Raw genomic sequence first — 13,464 nt, forward strand, 5'->3', positions numbered from 1 at the left:
CTTTGGGGGGCGGGAGTGTCAAGGCAAAATAGAAATGTCCGGTCGTTGGGCAAGATAAAGATGTCCGGTTGGGGCGGAGGTTTCGTGTCAGGGGGCGGCCTCCTTGCCGCCTTCTGAGGGCGGCGGCTCGGGGTACTGTCGCCAGGGATGATCCGGGCCGGGGCGCCATAGCTTTTTCGGGGTGCGTTTCTCGACGAGTTCGTCGACCCGGGCGTTCAACGTCTTGTCATCGAGGGGCTGCGGCACGTCCTGCGTGGCATCGAAGACCGTGAAGGCAAGCACCTCCTGGCCATGCAGCAGTTCGATGCGCCCATCGCCATAAACGACGACGGTGACGTTGGCGCCGCGCAGCCCATAGCGCGGTGCGCCCTGGGTGCGCACGATATAGCGTTGCCGCCTGAACGACAGCACCAGGTCCTTGGAGAGCTTGCGGCGATGGTGCGTGGCACAGCAGCGCGCCAGCTCCTCGGCCTTGCCCTCATAGGGAAGATGGGCATCGTTGGGCTCTGCCGGGCTTTGCGCAAAGCGGGCATTGTGCTCGACGAGGTACGGTTCCAGGAACGCATTGGCGCTGAGCAGGTCACTGATGCCGGTCAGGCGCATCGCCTTCACCAGGCGATCCTGCAAGGTCTGAAAGAGACGCTCGACGCGCCCCTTGGCCTGAGGCGTGCGCGCCTGTATTCCGGCAATCCCCAGGGTGTCCAGGGCGCGCTGAAACTGCGTCGGCGCTTCGTCCTCCGGATCGTGCTTGGTGAAGATGCCGTGCCGGTCGCTGTAGAGCGCCACCGGCCGGCCATGGCGCGTGACATAGTCCTGCAAGGCGCTCAGGTAGGCTTGGGTGCTTTCCACCGGCGCAAAATGCGCATGCATCACCCGGCTCGTGGCATCGTCGATGAAAGCAATGAGCGTGCAGCGCTTGCCCCGGCCTTCGAGCCAGTCGTGGGGGCTGCCGTCGATCTGCACCAGCTCCCCCAGACGAGCCCGCCTGGGGCGGGGTGGGTGCAGCGTCACGCGCCGCCCACGGGCGGCCTGCCACAGACCGGCTTCGATCATCCAGCCCCGCAAGGTCTCTTTCGAGACGCTCAGTCCTTCGGCGGCCAGATGCTCGGCCGCCAGTGTCGGACCGAAATCGGCGTAGCACTGCGACAGACGTGCCATGACGCGTTCCTTGAACGACGGCGCCAACCTCCGCCCCGAGGGCTTGCCGCGCCGACGATCCACCAAACCGGCCGCGCCTTGCGCTTCGTAGCGCCGCAGCAGGCGCCGCACCTGCCGATCCGTCAGCCCCAGGCGTTCGGCGGCCGCTTTCTGGCTCACCACCCCGTCGAGCACCTGGCGCAGCACCTCCAGCCGCTTGAGCTCTTTGTCACTCATCTCGATCCGCTCCATCAAAACCTCCGCATCGCCTCGATGCGGACATTTTCATCTTGCCCAGAGCGGACATTATACTATTTTGCTCTTACACTTTGGGGGGCGGGAGGTGCAATCCAGGGCGGGATGGGCGATAATTCGCCACTGGACGAAGCGGCGTGGGATGCTCCCGCGGCCGGTGCATTCGATCAGGAGAATTTCTCATGGCATTGCGGGTTTCCCGTGCGAAGCGATGGATGTGGGGGATCGTGTGCCTTGCGGCAGCCCTGCCGCTGCAGGCCCAGGAGGCAGTGCCCGAGGCGTCCGCCGGCGAGCACAAGACCGAGGCGCCGGCGGCCGAAGGGGAAAAATCCCCGCCGCCGGTGCAGCAGCCCGCGGCTGCGGGGGCTTCGTCGACCAAACGCTCGGTTCGCTCTCCTGGCGCTTGGGGATATGGTCAGACGAACGGTCCGTCCCAATGGGCGAAGCTGTCGCGGGATTATTTCTGGTGCGGCATCGGCAAGAACCAGTCGCCGATCGATATCCGGCGCGAGGATGTGCTCACCACCGATCTGCGGGCGATCGAGTTCGCCTACGGGCCGGTGAATGGCCGGCTGCGGCGCGACAACGGCGTGCTGACGCTGCAGGTCGTCTCCGGCAAGGCGGCGATCACGGACGAACAGCACCGCTTCGCGCTGACGGCGATCCAGTTCCATTCCCCCAGCGAGCATACCGACGGCGGCAACCATTATCCGCTGGAGGTCCAGCTGGTGCATAAAGACAAGGACGGCAACGTCGCGGTGGTGGCGGTGTGGTTCCGGCGTGGCGAGGACAATCCGGCGCTCGGCGAGATCCTCGCCGCCGCGCAGAAAAAGGGCGGGGCGAGCGTGTCGCTCGATCCGGGCAAGCTGCTGCCGCCCACGACCGATTTCTATCGCTACAACGGCTCGCTCACCACGCCGCCCTGCACCGAGGGCGTGCGCTGGTACGTGATGTCGGAAGTCGCCGAGGCGAGCGAGGAGCAGCTGCGCGCCTTCTTGTCGCTCACCGGCCGCAACAACCGCCCGGTGCAGCCGCTGAACGCGCGCCGCGTGTTCGAATGAGGCCGTGAAGGCGCCGCAGCCCTGCGGCGCCCGGACTCACATGCCGACGTAGATCGGCCCTTCGCCACCCTGCGGGGGGACCCAGTCGATGTTCTGCGTCGGATCCTTGATGTCGCAGGTCTTGCAGTGCACGCAGTTCTGCGCGTTGATCTGCAGGCGCGGCGTGCCGTCTTCTCTCACGATCTCATAGACGCCGGCCGGGCAGTAGCGCTGCTCGGGGGCATCGTAGATCTTGAGATTGACGTCGATCGCCACCTTGGGATCGCGCAGCACGAGGTGGCAGGGCTGGTCCTCGTCGTGGTTGGTGTTGGAGAGGAAGACCGAGGAGAGCCGGTCGAAAGTGAGCACGCCGTCGGGCTTGGGATAGGCGATCGGTTTGCATTCGGCCGCGGGTTTGAGCAGGGCGTGGTCGGGCGTGTCGCGGTGCAGCGTCCAGGGTGCCTTGCCGCGGAACACCATCTGGTCGATGCCAAAGAGCAGCGACCCGGCCCATAGGCCCTTCTTCATGAGCGGCTTGAAGTTGCGGGCGCGGTAGAGCTCCTCGTGCAGCCAGCTGCGCTCGAAGGCCTGCGGGTAGTCGGAGAGCTCGTCGTGCGCGCGACCGGCGGCAAGCGCAGCGAAGGCGGCTTCCGCCGCAAGCATCCCGGACTTGATGGCCGCGTGGATGCCCTTGATGCGCGAGGCGTTGAGGTAACCCGCATCGTCGCCGATGAGCGCGCCGCCGGGAAAGACCGTCTTGGGCAGCGCTTGCAGGCCGCCGGCCACTAGCGCCCGTGCGCCATAGGCGATGCGTTTGCCGCCTTCGAGCATGGAGCGGATGGCAGGGTGGGTCTTGAGCCGCTGGAATTCCTCGAAGGGCGAGAGATAGGGATTGCGGTAGTCGAGCCCGACGACGAAGCCGATCGCCACCAGAGGGCCCTCGTCGAGGTGGTAGCAGAAGGAGCCGCCGTAGGTGTCAGGGTCGAGCGGCCAGCCGGCGGTGTGCATCACCAGTCCCGGTTCGTGCCTGGCCGGATCGATCTCCCACAGCTCCTTGATGCCGATGCCGTAGGCTTGCGGATCGCGCCCTTCGCGCAGCTTGAAGCGCTGTTCGAGCCGCTTGCCCAGGTGCCCGCGGCAGCCTTCGGCGAAGAGCGTGTAGCGCGCCCGCAGCTCCATGCCCGGCTGGTAGTTGGGGCCAGGAGTGCCGTCTTTCTGCAGCCCCATGTCGCCGGTGACGACGCCGAGCACGCGGCCTTCTTCGTCGTAGAGCACGTCGGCGGCGGCAAAGCCGGGGTAGACGTCGATTCCAATGGCTTCGGCCTGCTCGCCCAGCCACTTGACGAGGAAGCCGGCGCGGACGATGTAGTTGCCATGGTTCTGGAAACATTGCGGCAGCAGGGCGTTGGGCACCTTCATCGCCCCGCCTTCCTTGAGGAAGAGGAAGCGGTCTTCGCGCACCTCGGTCTTGACCGGCGCGCCGCGTTCCTTCCAGTCGGGAATGAGCTCGGTGAGCGAGCGCGGATCGAGCACGGCGCCCGACATGGTGTGCGCGCCCAGCTCCGCGCCTTTCTCGATCACGCACACGGAGAAATCCTGCCCCTTCTCGGCGCAGAGCTGCTTGAGGCGGATCGCCGCCGCGAGCCCGGCCGGGCCGCCGCCGACGATCACTACGTCGAATTCCATCGCTTCTCGTTCCATCTTCGGGAGTCCTCGCGCTACAATAGGATGAGAGGCCATACGCTGCCGTATGTTGGCAGAAAACGGGCCGACGATCAATCACGCTTTCGAGGAGACGCGATCATGACACAACGCCCGGCCCATGCCCGGAAAGTACTCACGACCAAAATCCCCGTGCGCTGGGGCGACATGGATGCCTTCGGCCATGTCAATAATACGATCTATTTTCGCTATTTCGAACAGGCACGAGTGGAATGGCTCGAAGCGCTGGGCTATCGGGGGGTGGCCGGTGTGTCGCCCTCGCCGGTGCTGGTGCATGCGGACTGCAATTTCCTCAAGCCGGTGACCTATCCGGCCGTGTGCGAGGTCACGGTATATGCCGGCGAGCCGGGGCGCTCGAGCGTGACGAGCTGGTACGAGCTGCGCCTGGTGGGCGACGAGACCCTCTACGCCACCGGTTCCGGTAAGATGGTGTGGGTGGACGCCGCCACCGGCCGTTCTACGCCCTTGCCCGATGATCTGCGTCGGGCGCTGTCGGGTTCTCCCGGCTGAGCCGAAAGGCCAAAAATACCCATAAAAATCAACCAAAAGGAGGAAGGAAATGAGCGAGACGAACCCCATCTGGGTACCTTCGGCCGAACGGGTGGCGAGCGCCACGATCACGGCGTTTACCCGCCACGTCGAAGCGCGCTGGAGCCGGAATTTCCCCGACTACGCGGCCTTGCACCGCTGGAGCATCGAGCATCCCGAGGAATTCTGGGTTTCGGTGTGGGACGAAGGCGGGGTGATCGGCGAGCGCGGCGAGGTGGTGCTCGTCGATGGCCACAAGATGCCTGGGGCGCGCTGGTTTGCGCAGGCGCGGCTCAATTTCGCCGAGAACCTGCTGCGCCGGCGCGACGGGCGCGAGGCGATGGTGTTCTGGGGCGAGGACCGGGTCAAGCAGCGCTGGAGCTGGGAAGAGCTGTATCTCGAAGTGGCCCGTGTGGCCCGGGCCCTGGCCGAAGCGGGGGTGACGCGCGGCGACCGGGTCGCGGCCTACATGCCCAACATGCCGCACACGGTCATCGCCATGCTCGCCACGGCGAGCCTGGGAGCGATCTGCACTTCGGCTTCCCCCGATTTCGGCGTGCAAGGAGTGCTCGATCGTTTCGGCCAGACCGAGCCCAAGGTGCTCTTCACCGTCGACGGCTACTGGTACAACGGCAAGGCGGTCGATATCCGCGGCAAGGTGGCCGAAGTGGTGGCCGGCCTTCCGTCGGTGCGCCGGGTGGTGGTCACGCCGTATCTGGAGGCGCTGCCCGATCTCTCGATGATCGACCGCGCGCAGGGCTGGGCCGAGTTCACCGCGCCGCACCGCGACGCGACCGAGATAGACTTCGTGCGCCTGCCGTTCGATCATCCCCTCTACATCCTCTATTCCTCCGGCACCACGGGGCTGCCCAAGTGCATCGTGCACTGCGCCGGCGGGGTGCTGCTGCAGCACCTCAAGGAGCACAAGCTGCACGGCGACGTCAAGCCCGACGACCGGCTCTTCTACTTCACCACCTGCGGCTGGATGATGTGGAACTGGCTCGTCTCGGGCCTGGCCTCGGAGGCGACGCTGCTCCTCTACGACGGCTCGCCCTTCGTCAAGGACGGCACCATCCTTTTCGACTACGCCGACGCCGAGCGCATGACGCATTTCGGTACGTCGGCGAAATTCCTCGATGCGGCGGCGAAGAAAGGGCTCGCACCCATCGAAACGCACCGACTCGACACGGTGCGCACGATGTTCAGCACCGGCAGCCCCCTCATGCCCGAGGGCTTCGATTACGTCTACACCCGCATCAAGCGCGACCTCTGCCTGTCGTCGATCTCCGGCGGCACCGACATCGTTTCCTGTTTCGTGCTGGGCAACCCGACGCTGCCCGTGTGGCGCGGCGAGATCCAGTGCAAGGGGCTGGGGATGGCGGTGCAGGTGTTCGACGAGAACGGCAACCCCGTCGTCGGGCAGAAAGGCGAGCTCGTGTGCACCCGTCCCTTCCCGGTGATGCCTCTGGGATTCTGGAACGACCCGGACGGCAGCAAGTACCGCGCCGCCTACTTCGAGCGCTTCCCCGGCGTGTGGTGCCACGGCGATTACTGCGAGGAAACGATCCACGGCGGCTTCATCATCTACGGCCGCTCGGACGCCACGCTCAACCCCGGCGGGGTGCGCATCGGCACGGCCGAGATCTACCGCCAGGTGGAGAAACTGCCCGAGGTGGAGGAATCCATCGTCATCGGTCAGGACTGGCAGGGCGACGTGCGCGTGGTGCTCTTCGTGCGCCTGCGCGAGGGGCTCGCGCTCGATGCGGCGCTGGAGGAAAAGATCCGCCGCGTGATCCGCGACAACACCACGCCGCGCCACGTTCCGGCCAAGATCGTGCAGGTGCCCGACATCCCGCGCACCAAGAGCGGCAAGATCGTCGAGCTCGCGGTGCGCCAGGTGGTGCACGGCCAGCCGGTGAAAAACGTCGAGGCGCTCGCCAACCCCGAGGCGCTCGAGCACTTCCGCGATCGTCCCGAACTGCGCGATTGAGGGGGCGAGGATGAAGATGCATGTCAGGGAGAGCGCCCTGCTCGTGGTCGACATCCAAAGCGGCCTGCTGCCGGTGATCGAGCACAAGGAGCAGGTACGGGAATCCGCCGCCTGGCTGCTGCGGCTCGCCGGCAAGCTGCAGGTGCCGGTGGTGGTGAGCGAGCACTTCCCCGAGAAGATCGGCGAGACGGTGCCGGAATTGCTCGAAGTGCTGCCGCCCGCGGCCGAGCGGGTGCGCAAGACCGCTTTCTCGGCGGTACGCGACGGCGTGCTCGAGGGCACCGCCGTAGGGCGCGCCGAACAGGTGGTGGTGGCCGGCACCGAGGCGCACGTATGTGTGCTGCAGACGGTGCTCGATCTGCTCGAGGCGGACAAGCGGGTGTTCGTGGTGGCCGAGTCGGTCGGCTCGCGCCGTGCCGAGGATCGGCTGCTCGCCCTCGAGCGGATGCGCCAGGCCGGGGCCGTGGTGGTCTGCCGCGAGATGGTGGCCTTCGAGTGGCTCGAACGCGGCGGCACGGACCTCTTCTGCGACGTGCTGCGCACCCTGATCCGCTGAAGCGCACGGCGTTCGCGAAGCGGCCGGGATCGGCTATCATTCGCTTTTCCAGCCAATCCACGTTCCCATGACCAAGTACGTGTTCGTGACCGGCGGCGTGGTCTCCTCGCTCGGCAAGGGGATCGCCGCCGCCTCGCTCGGGGCCATTCTCGAATCGCGCGGCATCCGCATCACCCACCTCAAGCTCGACCCCTACATCAACGTCGATCCGGGCACCATGAGCCCGTTACAGCACGGCGAGGTCTTCGTCACCGAAGACGGCGCCGAGACCGACCTCGACCTCGGTCACTACGAGCGCTTCACCCGCGCCAAGATGAGCCGGCGCAACAACTTCACCACCGGCCAGATCTACGAATCCGTCATCCGCAAGGAGCGCCGCGGCGAATACCTCGGCAAGACCGTGCAGGTGATCCCGCACATCACCGACGAGATCAAGCGCTTCATCGAGCGCGGCGCCGAAGGGGCGGACGTGGCCATCGTCGAGGTGGGTGGCACGGTGGGCGACATCGAGTCGCTGCCCTTCCTCGAAGCCATCCGCCAGATGGGCATCGAGCTGGGGCCGCAGGGCGTGTGCTACATCCACCTCACGCTCCTGCCCTACATCGCCGCCGCGGGCGAACTCAAGACCAAGCCCACGCAGCACTCGGTGAAGGAGCTGCGCGAGATCGGCATCCAGCCCGACATCCTGCTCTGCCGCGCCGACCGGGCCATTCCCGAAGAAGAACGGCGCAAGATCGCGCTCTTCTGCAACGTGCGCCCGCAGGCGGTGATCGAGTCGCGCGATGCCGACACCATCTACCGCATCCCCCTGCTGCTGCACGAGCAGATGCTCGACGAGATCGTCTGCCACAAGCTCGACCTCCTCGCCCGCCCGGCCGATCTCTCCGTGTGGCAGCGCATCGTCGATGCCTGGGAACACCCGCGCGCCGAGGTCGACATCGCCTTCGTCGGCAAGTACGTCGATCTCACCGAATCGTACAAGTCGCTGGTCGAAGCGCTCACCCACGCCGGGCTGCACACCCGCTGCCGGGTGAACATCCACTACATCGATTCCGAAACCCTGGAAGACGAAGGCTGTGCCGCGCTCGCCGGCATGGACGCCATTCTCGTGCCCGGCGGGTTCGGGCGGCGTGGCACCGAAGGCAAGATCCTCGCCATCCAGTACGCGCGCGAACACCGGATCCCCTTCCTCGGCATCTGCCTCGGCATGCAGCTCGCGGTGGTCGAATTCGCCCGCCACGTCGCCGGCCTCGAAGGAGCGCACTCCACCGAGTTCGACCCCGACACGCCGTACCCCGTGGTCGGCCTCATCACCGAATGGCAGGACCGCAGCGGCAAGATCGAGCGGCGCAGCGAAGAATCCGACCTGGGCGGCACCATGCGCCTGGGCGGCCAGGTGTGCCTGCTCGCCGAAGGCACGCTCGCGCGGCAGATCTATGGCGCGCCGCAGGTGCTCGAGCGCCACCGCCACCGCTACGAGGTGAACAACCGCCTGCTGCCGCTGCTGCAAGAAAAGGGGCTCGTGGTCTCGGGTCGCGCCCCCGGCACCGATCTGTGCGAGATGATCGAACTGCCGCAGGACGTGCACCCCTGGTTCGTCGGCTGCCAGTTCCACCCCGAATTCACGTCCAACCCGCGCGAAGGCCATCCGCTCTTCATCGCCTACGTGCAGGCGGCGCTGGAAGCGCGCCGGCGCGCCGGGCGTCCCACGGCGATCGCATCGAGCAAGGAGGCGGCATGAAACTGTGCGGATTCGAAGTCGGGCTCGACCGGCCCTTCTTCCTCATCGCCGGCCCCTGCGTGATCGAGTCGCGCCAGATGGCGCTCGAATCGGCGCAGGCGCTCAAGGAGATCACTGCCGCGCTCGGCGTGCCCTTCATCTACAAGTCGAGCTACGACAAGGCCAACCGCACTTCCAGCAAATCTTTCCGTGGTTTGGGCATGGCCAAAGGGCTGGAGATCCTGGCCGAGGTGCGCGAGCGCGTGGGCGTGCCGGTGCTCACCGACGTGCACACCGAAGCCGAAGTGGCGCCGGTGGCCGAAGTGGTCGACGTGCTGCAAACGCCGGCCTTCCTCTGCCGCCAGACCGACTTCATCCAGGCGGTGGCCGCGAGCGGCAAGCCGGTCAATATCAAGAAAGGGCAGTTCCTCGCCCCCGAGGACATGGTCAATGTGGTGGCCAAGGCCAAGGAAGCCAACGGGGGAGCCGACACCCTCCTCGTGTGCGAGCGCGGCGTGAGCTTCGGCTACCACAACCTCGTGGTCGACATGCGGGGGCTCGCCATCATGCGTGCCACCGGCTGCCCCGTGGTGTTCGACGCCACCCACTCGGTGCAGCTGCCCGGCGGGCAGGGGCAGGCTTCGGGCGGGCAGCGCGAATTCGTCCCCGTGCTCGCCCGGGCAGCGGTGGCTGCCGGCATCGCCGGGCTCTTCATGGAATCGCACCCCGATCCCGACAAGGCCCTCTCCGACGGCCCTAACGCCTGGCCCATCCCGCGTCTGGCCGAGCTCCTCACCACGCTCGTCGCGCTCGACCGGGTGGCGAAGCAAAGAGGGTTCATCGAACAGGAGATGATGCAATGAATGCGAAAGCCTATGTGATCGTCGTCGCGCGTCGTGCCGACCATGAGGCGCTTGCGCGTTATCGTGAGCTTTCCGCCCCGGCGGTGGCCGAGCACGGTGGGCGTTATCTCGCGCGCGGCGGGCGCTTTGCCGTGCTCGAAGGGCAATGGCAGCCGCAGCGCGTGGTCGTCGTCGAATTCCCTTCGTTCGAGGCGGCGCAAGCGTTTTATGACTCGGAATCCTATCGCAAAGCGCGGGCGGCGCGTGAAGGGCTGGCCGAGTTCGACATGCTGGTGGTCGAAGGCCTGCCGTCCGCCTGAAAGATTTGTTCATTCTGTCTGGAGCATGAAATGAGTGCCATCGTCGATATCGTCGCGCGGGAGATCCTCGATTCCCGCGGCAACCCCACCGTGGAAGCGGACGTGCTGCTCGAATCCGGCGTGATGGGGCGCGCCGCCGTTCCTTCCGGCGCCTCCACCGGTTCGCGCGAGGCCATCGAGCTGCGCGACGGCGACCCCGCCCGCTACCTCGGCAAGGGCGTGCTGCGCGCCGTGGAGAACGTCAACACCGAGATCTGCGAAGCGCTGCTGGGGCTCGACGCCGAGGATCAGACCTTCATCGACCAGACCCTCATCGAGCTCGACGGCACCGAGAACAAATCCCGCCTTGGGGCGAACGCGATGCTCGCCGTGTCGATGGCGGTGGCCAAGGCTGCGGCCGAAGAGGCGGGATTGCCGCTGTACCGCTACTTCGGCGGCTCCGGGCCCAAGCAGATGCCGGTGCCGATGATGAACGTCATCAACGGCGGCGCGCACGCCAACAACAGCCTCGACATCCAGGAATGCATGATCATGCCGGTGGGCATGGAATCCTTCCGCGAGGCGCTGCGCTGCGGCGCCGAGATCTTCCATCACCTGAAGAAACTCGTCGATCGCAAGGGGCATCCCACCACCGTGGGCGACGAAGGCGGCTTCGCTCCCAACGTGAAGAACACTGAAGAGGCGCTCTCCCTCATCCTGGAGGCCGTCTCCGCCGCCGGCTACGAGCCGGGGCGCGACGTGCTGCTCGCGCTCGACTGCGCCAGCTCCGAATTCTACAAAAACGGCGAATACGTCCTTGCCGGCGAGGGGCTGAAACTCTCCGCGGAGGGCTTTGCCGACTATCTCTCGGCGCTGGTCGACAAATTCCCCATCGTCTCGATCGAGGATGGCATGGCCGAAGGCGACTGGACGGGGTGGAAGATCCTCACCGAGCGCCTGGGCAAAAAGGTTCAGCTCGTGGGCGACGATCTCTTCGTCACCAACACGCAGCTCCTCGAGCGCGGCATCCGCGAAGGAGTGGCCAACTCCATCCTCATCAAGATCAACCAGATCGGCACGCTCACCGAAACCTTCGCCGCCGTGGAACTCGCCAAGCGCGCCGGCTACACCGCCGTGATCTCGCACCGCTCGGGCGAGACGGAAGATTCGACCATCGCCGACATCGCCGTGGGCCTTTCCACCGGCCAGATCAAGACCGGCTCGCTGTCGCGTTCCGATCGTCTGGCCAAGTACAACCAGCTGCTGCGCATCGAAGAAGACTTGGGCGACACCGCCCGCTATCCGGGCCGGGCGGCGTTCTACAATCTGCGCACGCAGTGAGGCAGGCGTGAGCCTGTGGGTGCGGCTGATCCTCGTCGTGCTGCTCGCGCTCCTGCAGTACCAACTGTGGCTCGGCCGCGACGGTCTGCTGCACCGCCAGCGGCTCGACGCCCGCCTCAACGAGATCATCCAGCGCAACGAGGCCCTGGCGGCGCGGAACGCCGCCGCCGCGGCCGAAATCGAAGAGCTGAAAAATGGCGGCGAGGCGCTCGAAGCGGTGGCACGCGGCTCGCTCAACTACCTGCGCCCCGACGAAGTACTCCTCACGCTGCCGCCCAGGGCGGCGACTCCCTGAATCCTCAGCCGATGCGCGTGAGCGCCGTGCGGTAGCGCTGCGCCGCCTCGCGGTAGTGCGCCGCGTTGGCGTGCAGCCGCGACACTTCTTCGTCGGTCAGGGTGCGGATCACCCGTCCCGGCGAGCCGACCACCAGGCTGCGCTCCGGAATCACCTTGCCTTCGGGAATGAGCGCGTTCGCGCCGATGATGCAGTGCGCCCCGATCACCGCGCGGTTGAGGATCACCGCGTTGATACCGATGAGGCAGCCGTCCCCCACGGTGCAACCGTGCAGCATGGCCATGTGGCCGATGCTCACGCCCGCGCCGATGGTGAGAGGGATTCCTTCGTCGTCGTGCAGGATCACGCCGTCTTGCACGTTGGTGCCCGCGCCGATCGTGATCGGTTCATTGTCGCCGCGCAGCACGGCGTTGAACCAGATCGAGACTTCGCGCCCCAGCCGCACGTCGCCGATCACTTCGGCGCTATCGGCCACCCAGCAATCGGGCCCGAGCTGCGGGCGTTTGTCACCCAAGGCATAAAGCGCCATCGTCTTCCTTCCTTCGTTGTTCATCAACGCTTCGGCGGCAAGCATAACACGTCGATTTCCGCGATGCAGCAAAAACAGGGAGCGAAAGCGGCGCGTCCGGCTTGCGTTTTCTGCGGAATCGGCTACAATAGCGAACTCGTCGGGGCGTAGCGCAGCCTGGTAGCGCACTTGCATGGGGTGCAAGGGGTCGCGAGTTCAAATCCCGCCGCCCCGACCAATCACACCAAAAGCTTACGCGATCGCTCGCGTAGGCTTTTTTCATTTCTCCCGCATTGCCTTCCCATCCAGCCCAAGCTAAACTGAATCCCGTTGGCTTGGGAGGCTCTTTTCATGGTCGGCAATTTCGTCGAACGGCGCCGCGAGCGGCGCATTCCTCTGCCCGGCGGCGTTCCTGCCCGCCTGCTTTCGCCGCGCGGCGAAGTGCATGAGGCCGTCTGCTTCGAGCTCTCGGCGGGCGGCATGGCGCTGCGTACCAACTATGTCCCTGCCGCGTCCGAGCTCCTCGCCGTCCAGGTCGAACAGCCCGGCGGGGTGCGCGGCATGCCGGCGCGCCCCTTGCGCGTGCGCCTGGAAGTGCGCCGCAGTCTCGGGCTCGAAGGCGGCCTCTGGCGCTGCGAGGTGGGCGGGCGAATCGTGGAAGTCTTGTCTTGATTCAGCCGCGACGCAGGGTGAGCCAGGCTGCGAGCCCTGCGAAGAGCGCGAACCACAGCGCCGACCAGTTGGCGATGGTGAGTCCCAGGAAGGTCCAGTCGATGGCCGTGCATTGCCCCTCACCTGCGAACACTTTGGGTAGCCACTCGGCAAGTGGCAGCGTTTCCACTAGATAATCCAGCCCGGGACCGCAGGCGAAAGGGTCAGCGGGTGGGTGCTGCTGCAACCAGCTCTGCCACAGTGCCGTTCCCAGCCCACCTAGGGCGCACAGCAGCATCCCGGCCGCGCAGGCTCTTGCCGCCAGACCATGGCGCGCGAGCATCGTGCCCAAAAGCGCGAAGAGCCCCACGCCGAAGAAGGCAATGCGCTGCAGGATGCACAGCGGACAAGGTTCGAGCCCGAGTCCGTGCTGCAGGTAGAGACCAAAGGAGAGCAGCGCCGCCACGGCGAGTGTGGCGGCAAGGAATAGGGGACGCACTGGTGGGGTTGAGATCATGTTCGACTCGTCGGAAACGGCCGGGCTATTGTACCCCCTACCGACGCTGATTTTTGTTCAGTA

Annotated in this window: 14 protein-coding genes and 1 tRNA gene; 11 read left to right on the top strand and 4 right to left on the bottom strand. The window is 66.1% G+C overall.

What is annotated here, in order from left to right:
* Positions 1-87 precede the first annotated feature (87 nt).
* Complete coding sequence (locus tag ASC37_RS07715; protein ID WP_198289052.1) at positions 88-1,374, bottom strand: ISNCY family transposase; 1,287 nt, start codon at positions 1,372-1,374, stop codon at positions 88-90.
* Between the two features lie 233 nt (positions 1,375-1,607).
* Between ASC37_RS07715 and ASC37_RS07720 the strand changes: the two genes are divergently transcribed.
* Complete coding sequence (locus ASC37_RS07720; protein ID WP_055423824.1) at positions 1,608-2,453, top strand: carbonic anhydrase; 846 nt, start codon at positions 1,608-1,610, stop codon at positions 2,451-2,453.
* Between the two features lie 36 nt (positions 2,454-2,489).
* On the opposite strand, the gene ASC37_RS07725 is transcribed toward ASC37_RS07720, so the two are convergent.
* Complete coding sequence (locus ASC37_RS07725) at positions 2,490-4,133, bottom strand: electron transfer flavoprotein-ubiquinone oxidoreductase (RefSeq protein ID WP_055423825.1); 1,644 nt, start codon at positions 4,131-4,133, stop codon at positions 2,490-2,492.
* A 102-nt stretch (positions 4,134-4,235) separates the two neighbouring features.
* Between ASC37_RS07725 and ASC37_RS07730 the strand changes: the two genes are divergently transcribed.
* The 8 genes from ASC37_RS07730 to ASC37_RS07765 all read left to right on the top strand — a co-directional run bounded on the left by ASC37_RS07730 (position 4,236) and on the right by ASC37_RS07765 (position 11,725).
* Complete coding sequence (locus tag ASC37_RS07730; RefSeq protein ID WP_055423826.1) at positions 4,236-4,664, top strand: acyl-CoA thioesterase; 429 nt, start codon at positions 4,236-4,238, stop codon at positions 4,662-4,664.
* 49 nt (positions 4,665-4,713) lie between these two features.
* Entirely contained in the window at positions 4,714-6,672 is a 1,959-nt protein-coding gene (locus ASC37_RS07735) for an acetoacetate--CoA ligase (protein ID WP_055423827.1), read from the top strand.
* A gap of 10 nt (positions 6,673-6,682) precedes the next feature.
* Positions 6,683-7,228 carry an isochorismatase family protein gene (locus tag ASC37_RS07740; protein ID WP_055423828.1) on the top strand — a complete coding sequence of 182 codons (546 nt, stop codon included), beginning with the start codon at positions 6,683-6,685 and terminating at the stop codon, positions 7,226-7,228.
* A gap of 67 nt (positions 7,229-7,295) precedes the next feature.
* A complete protein-coding gene (locus ASC37_RS07745; protein ID WP_055423829.1) occupies positions 7,296-8,969 on the top strand; it encodes a CTP synthase in 1,674 nt (557 codons plus the stop codon).
* Positions 8,966-9,811, top strand: coding sequence for a 3-deoxy-8-phosphooctulonate synthase (kdsA, locus tag ASC37_RS07750; protein WP_055423830.1), 846 nt, complete (start codon positions 8,966-8,968; stop codon positions 9,809-9,811). Before ASC37_RS07745 ends, kdsA begins: the two co-directional genes overlap by 4 nt.
* Positions 9,808-10,110, top strand: coding sequence for a DUF1330 domain-containing protein (locus tag ASC37_RS07755; protein WP_082438416.1), 303 nt, complete (start codon positions 9,808-9,810; stop codon positions 10,108-10,110). Before kdsA ends, ASC37_RS07755 begins: the two co-directional genes overlap by 4 nt.
* A gap of 30 nt (positions 10,111-10,140) precedes the next feature.
* Complete coding sequence (gene eno, locus ASC37_RS07760; RefSeq protein WP_055423831.1) at positions 10,141-11,430, top strand: phosphopyruvate hydratase; 1,290 nt, start codon at positions 10,141-10,143, stop codon at positions 11,428-11,430.
* Positions 11,431-11,437: 7 nt separating this feature from the next.
* On the top strand, positions 11,438-11,725 hold the full coding sequence (locus ASC37_RS07765; RefSeq protein WP_055423832.1) for an FtsB family cell division protein: 288 nt from the start codon (positions 11,438-11,440) through the stop codon (positions 11,723-11,725).
* A 4-nt stretch (positions 11,726-11,729) separates the two neighbouring features.
* Here the strand turns inward: ASC37_RS07765 and ASC37_RS07770 are convergent, their stop codons facing one another.
* On the bottom strand, positions 11,730-12,254 hold the full coding sequence (locus ASC37_RS07770) for a gamma carbonic anhydrase family protein (protein WP_055423833.1): 525 nt from the start codon (positions 12,252-12,254) through the stop codon (positions 11,730-11,732).
* Between the two features lie 140 nt (positions 12,255-12,394).
* On the opposite strand from ASC37_RS07770, the gene ASC37_RS07775 reads away from it, so the two are divergent.
* Both ASC37_RS07775 and ASC37_RS07780 read left to right on the top strand, forming a co-directional pair.
* Positions 12,395-12,471, top strand: a tRNA-Pro gene (locus ASC37_RS07775).
* A 113-nt stretch (positions 12,472-12,584) separates the two neighbouring features.
* Positions 12,585-12,905 (top strand): PilZ domain-containing protein, encoded by a 321-nt coding sequence (locus ASC37_RS07780; RefSeq protein WP_055423834.1) that lies wholly within the window; start codon positions 12,585-12,587, stop codon positions 12,903-12,905.
* Between the two features lies 1 nt (position 12,906).
* Here the strand turns inward: ASC37_RS07780 and ASC37_RS07785 are convergent, their stop codons facing one another.
* Positions 12,907-13,401 carry a disulfide bond formation protein B gene (locus ASC37_RS07785; RefSeq protein WP_055423835.1) on the bottom strand — a complete coding sequence of 165 codons (495 nt, stop codon included), beginning with the start codon at positions 13,399-13,401 and terminating at the stop codon, positions 12,907-12,909.
* Positions 13,402-13,464 lie beyond the last annotated feature (63 nt).

Source organism: Tepidiphilus thermophilus (assembly GCF_001418245.1).
GTDB lineage: Bacteria > Pseudomonadota > Gammaproteobacteria > Burkholderiales > Rhodocyclaceae > Tepidiphilus > Tepidiphilus succinatimandens.

Coding starts and splice junctions, on each gene's coding strand:
- ASC37_RS07715 (WP_198289052.1), bottom strand. CDS start 1,374: ATGAGTGACAAAGAGCTCAAGCGGCTGGAGGTGCTGCGCCAGGTGCTC.
- ASC37_RS07720 (WP_055423824.1), top strand. CDS start 1,608: ATGTGGGGGATCGTGTGCCTTGCGGCAGCCCTGCCGCTGCAGGCCCAG.
- ASC37_RS07725 (WP_055423825.1), bottom strand. CDS start 4,133: ATGGAACGAGAAGCGATGGAATTCGACGTAGTGATCGTCGGCGGCGGC.
- ASC37_RS07730 (WP_055423826.1), top strand. CDS start 4,236: ATGACACAACGCCCGGCCCATGCCCGGAAAGTACTCACGACCAAAATC.
- ASC37_RS07735 (WP_055423827.1), top strand. CDS start 4,714: ATGAGCGAGACGAACCCCATCTGGGTACCTTCGGCCGAACGGGTGGCG.
- ASC37_RS07740 (WP_055423828.1), top strand. CDS start 6,683: ATGAAGATGCATGTCAGGGAGAGCGCCCTGCTCGTGGTCGACATCCAA.
- ASC37_RS07745 (WP_055423829.1), top strand. CDS start 7,296: ATGACCAAGTACGTGTTCGTGACCGGCGGCGTGGTCTCCTCGCTCGGC.
- kdsA (WP_055423830.1), top strand. CDS start 8,966: ATGAAACTGTGCGGATTCGAAGTCGGGCTCGACCGGCCCTTCTTCCTC.
- ASC37_RS07755 (WP_082438416.1), top strand. CDS start 9,808: ATGAATGCGAAAGCCTATGTGATCGTCGTCGCGCGTCGTGCCGACCAT.
- eno (WP_055423831.1), top strand. CDS start 10,141: ATGAGTGCCATCGTCGATATCGTCGCGCGGGAGATCCTCGATTCCCGC.
- ASC37_RS07770 (WP_055423833.1), bottom strand. CDS start 12,254: ATGGCGCTTTATGCCTTGGGTGACAAACGCCCGCAGCTCGGGCCCGAT.
- ASC37_RS07780 (WP_055423834.1), top strand. CDS start 12,585: ATGGTCGGCAATTTCGTCGAACGGCGCCGCGAGCGGCGCATTCCTCTG.
- ASC37_RS07785 (WP_055423835.1), bottom strand. CDS start 13,401: ATGATCTCAACCCCACCAGTGCGTCCCCTATTCCTTGCCGCCACACTC.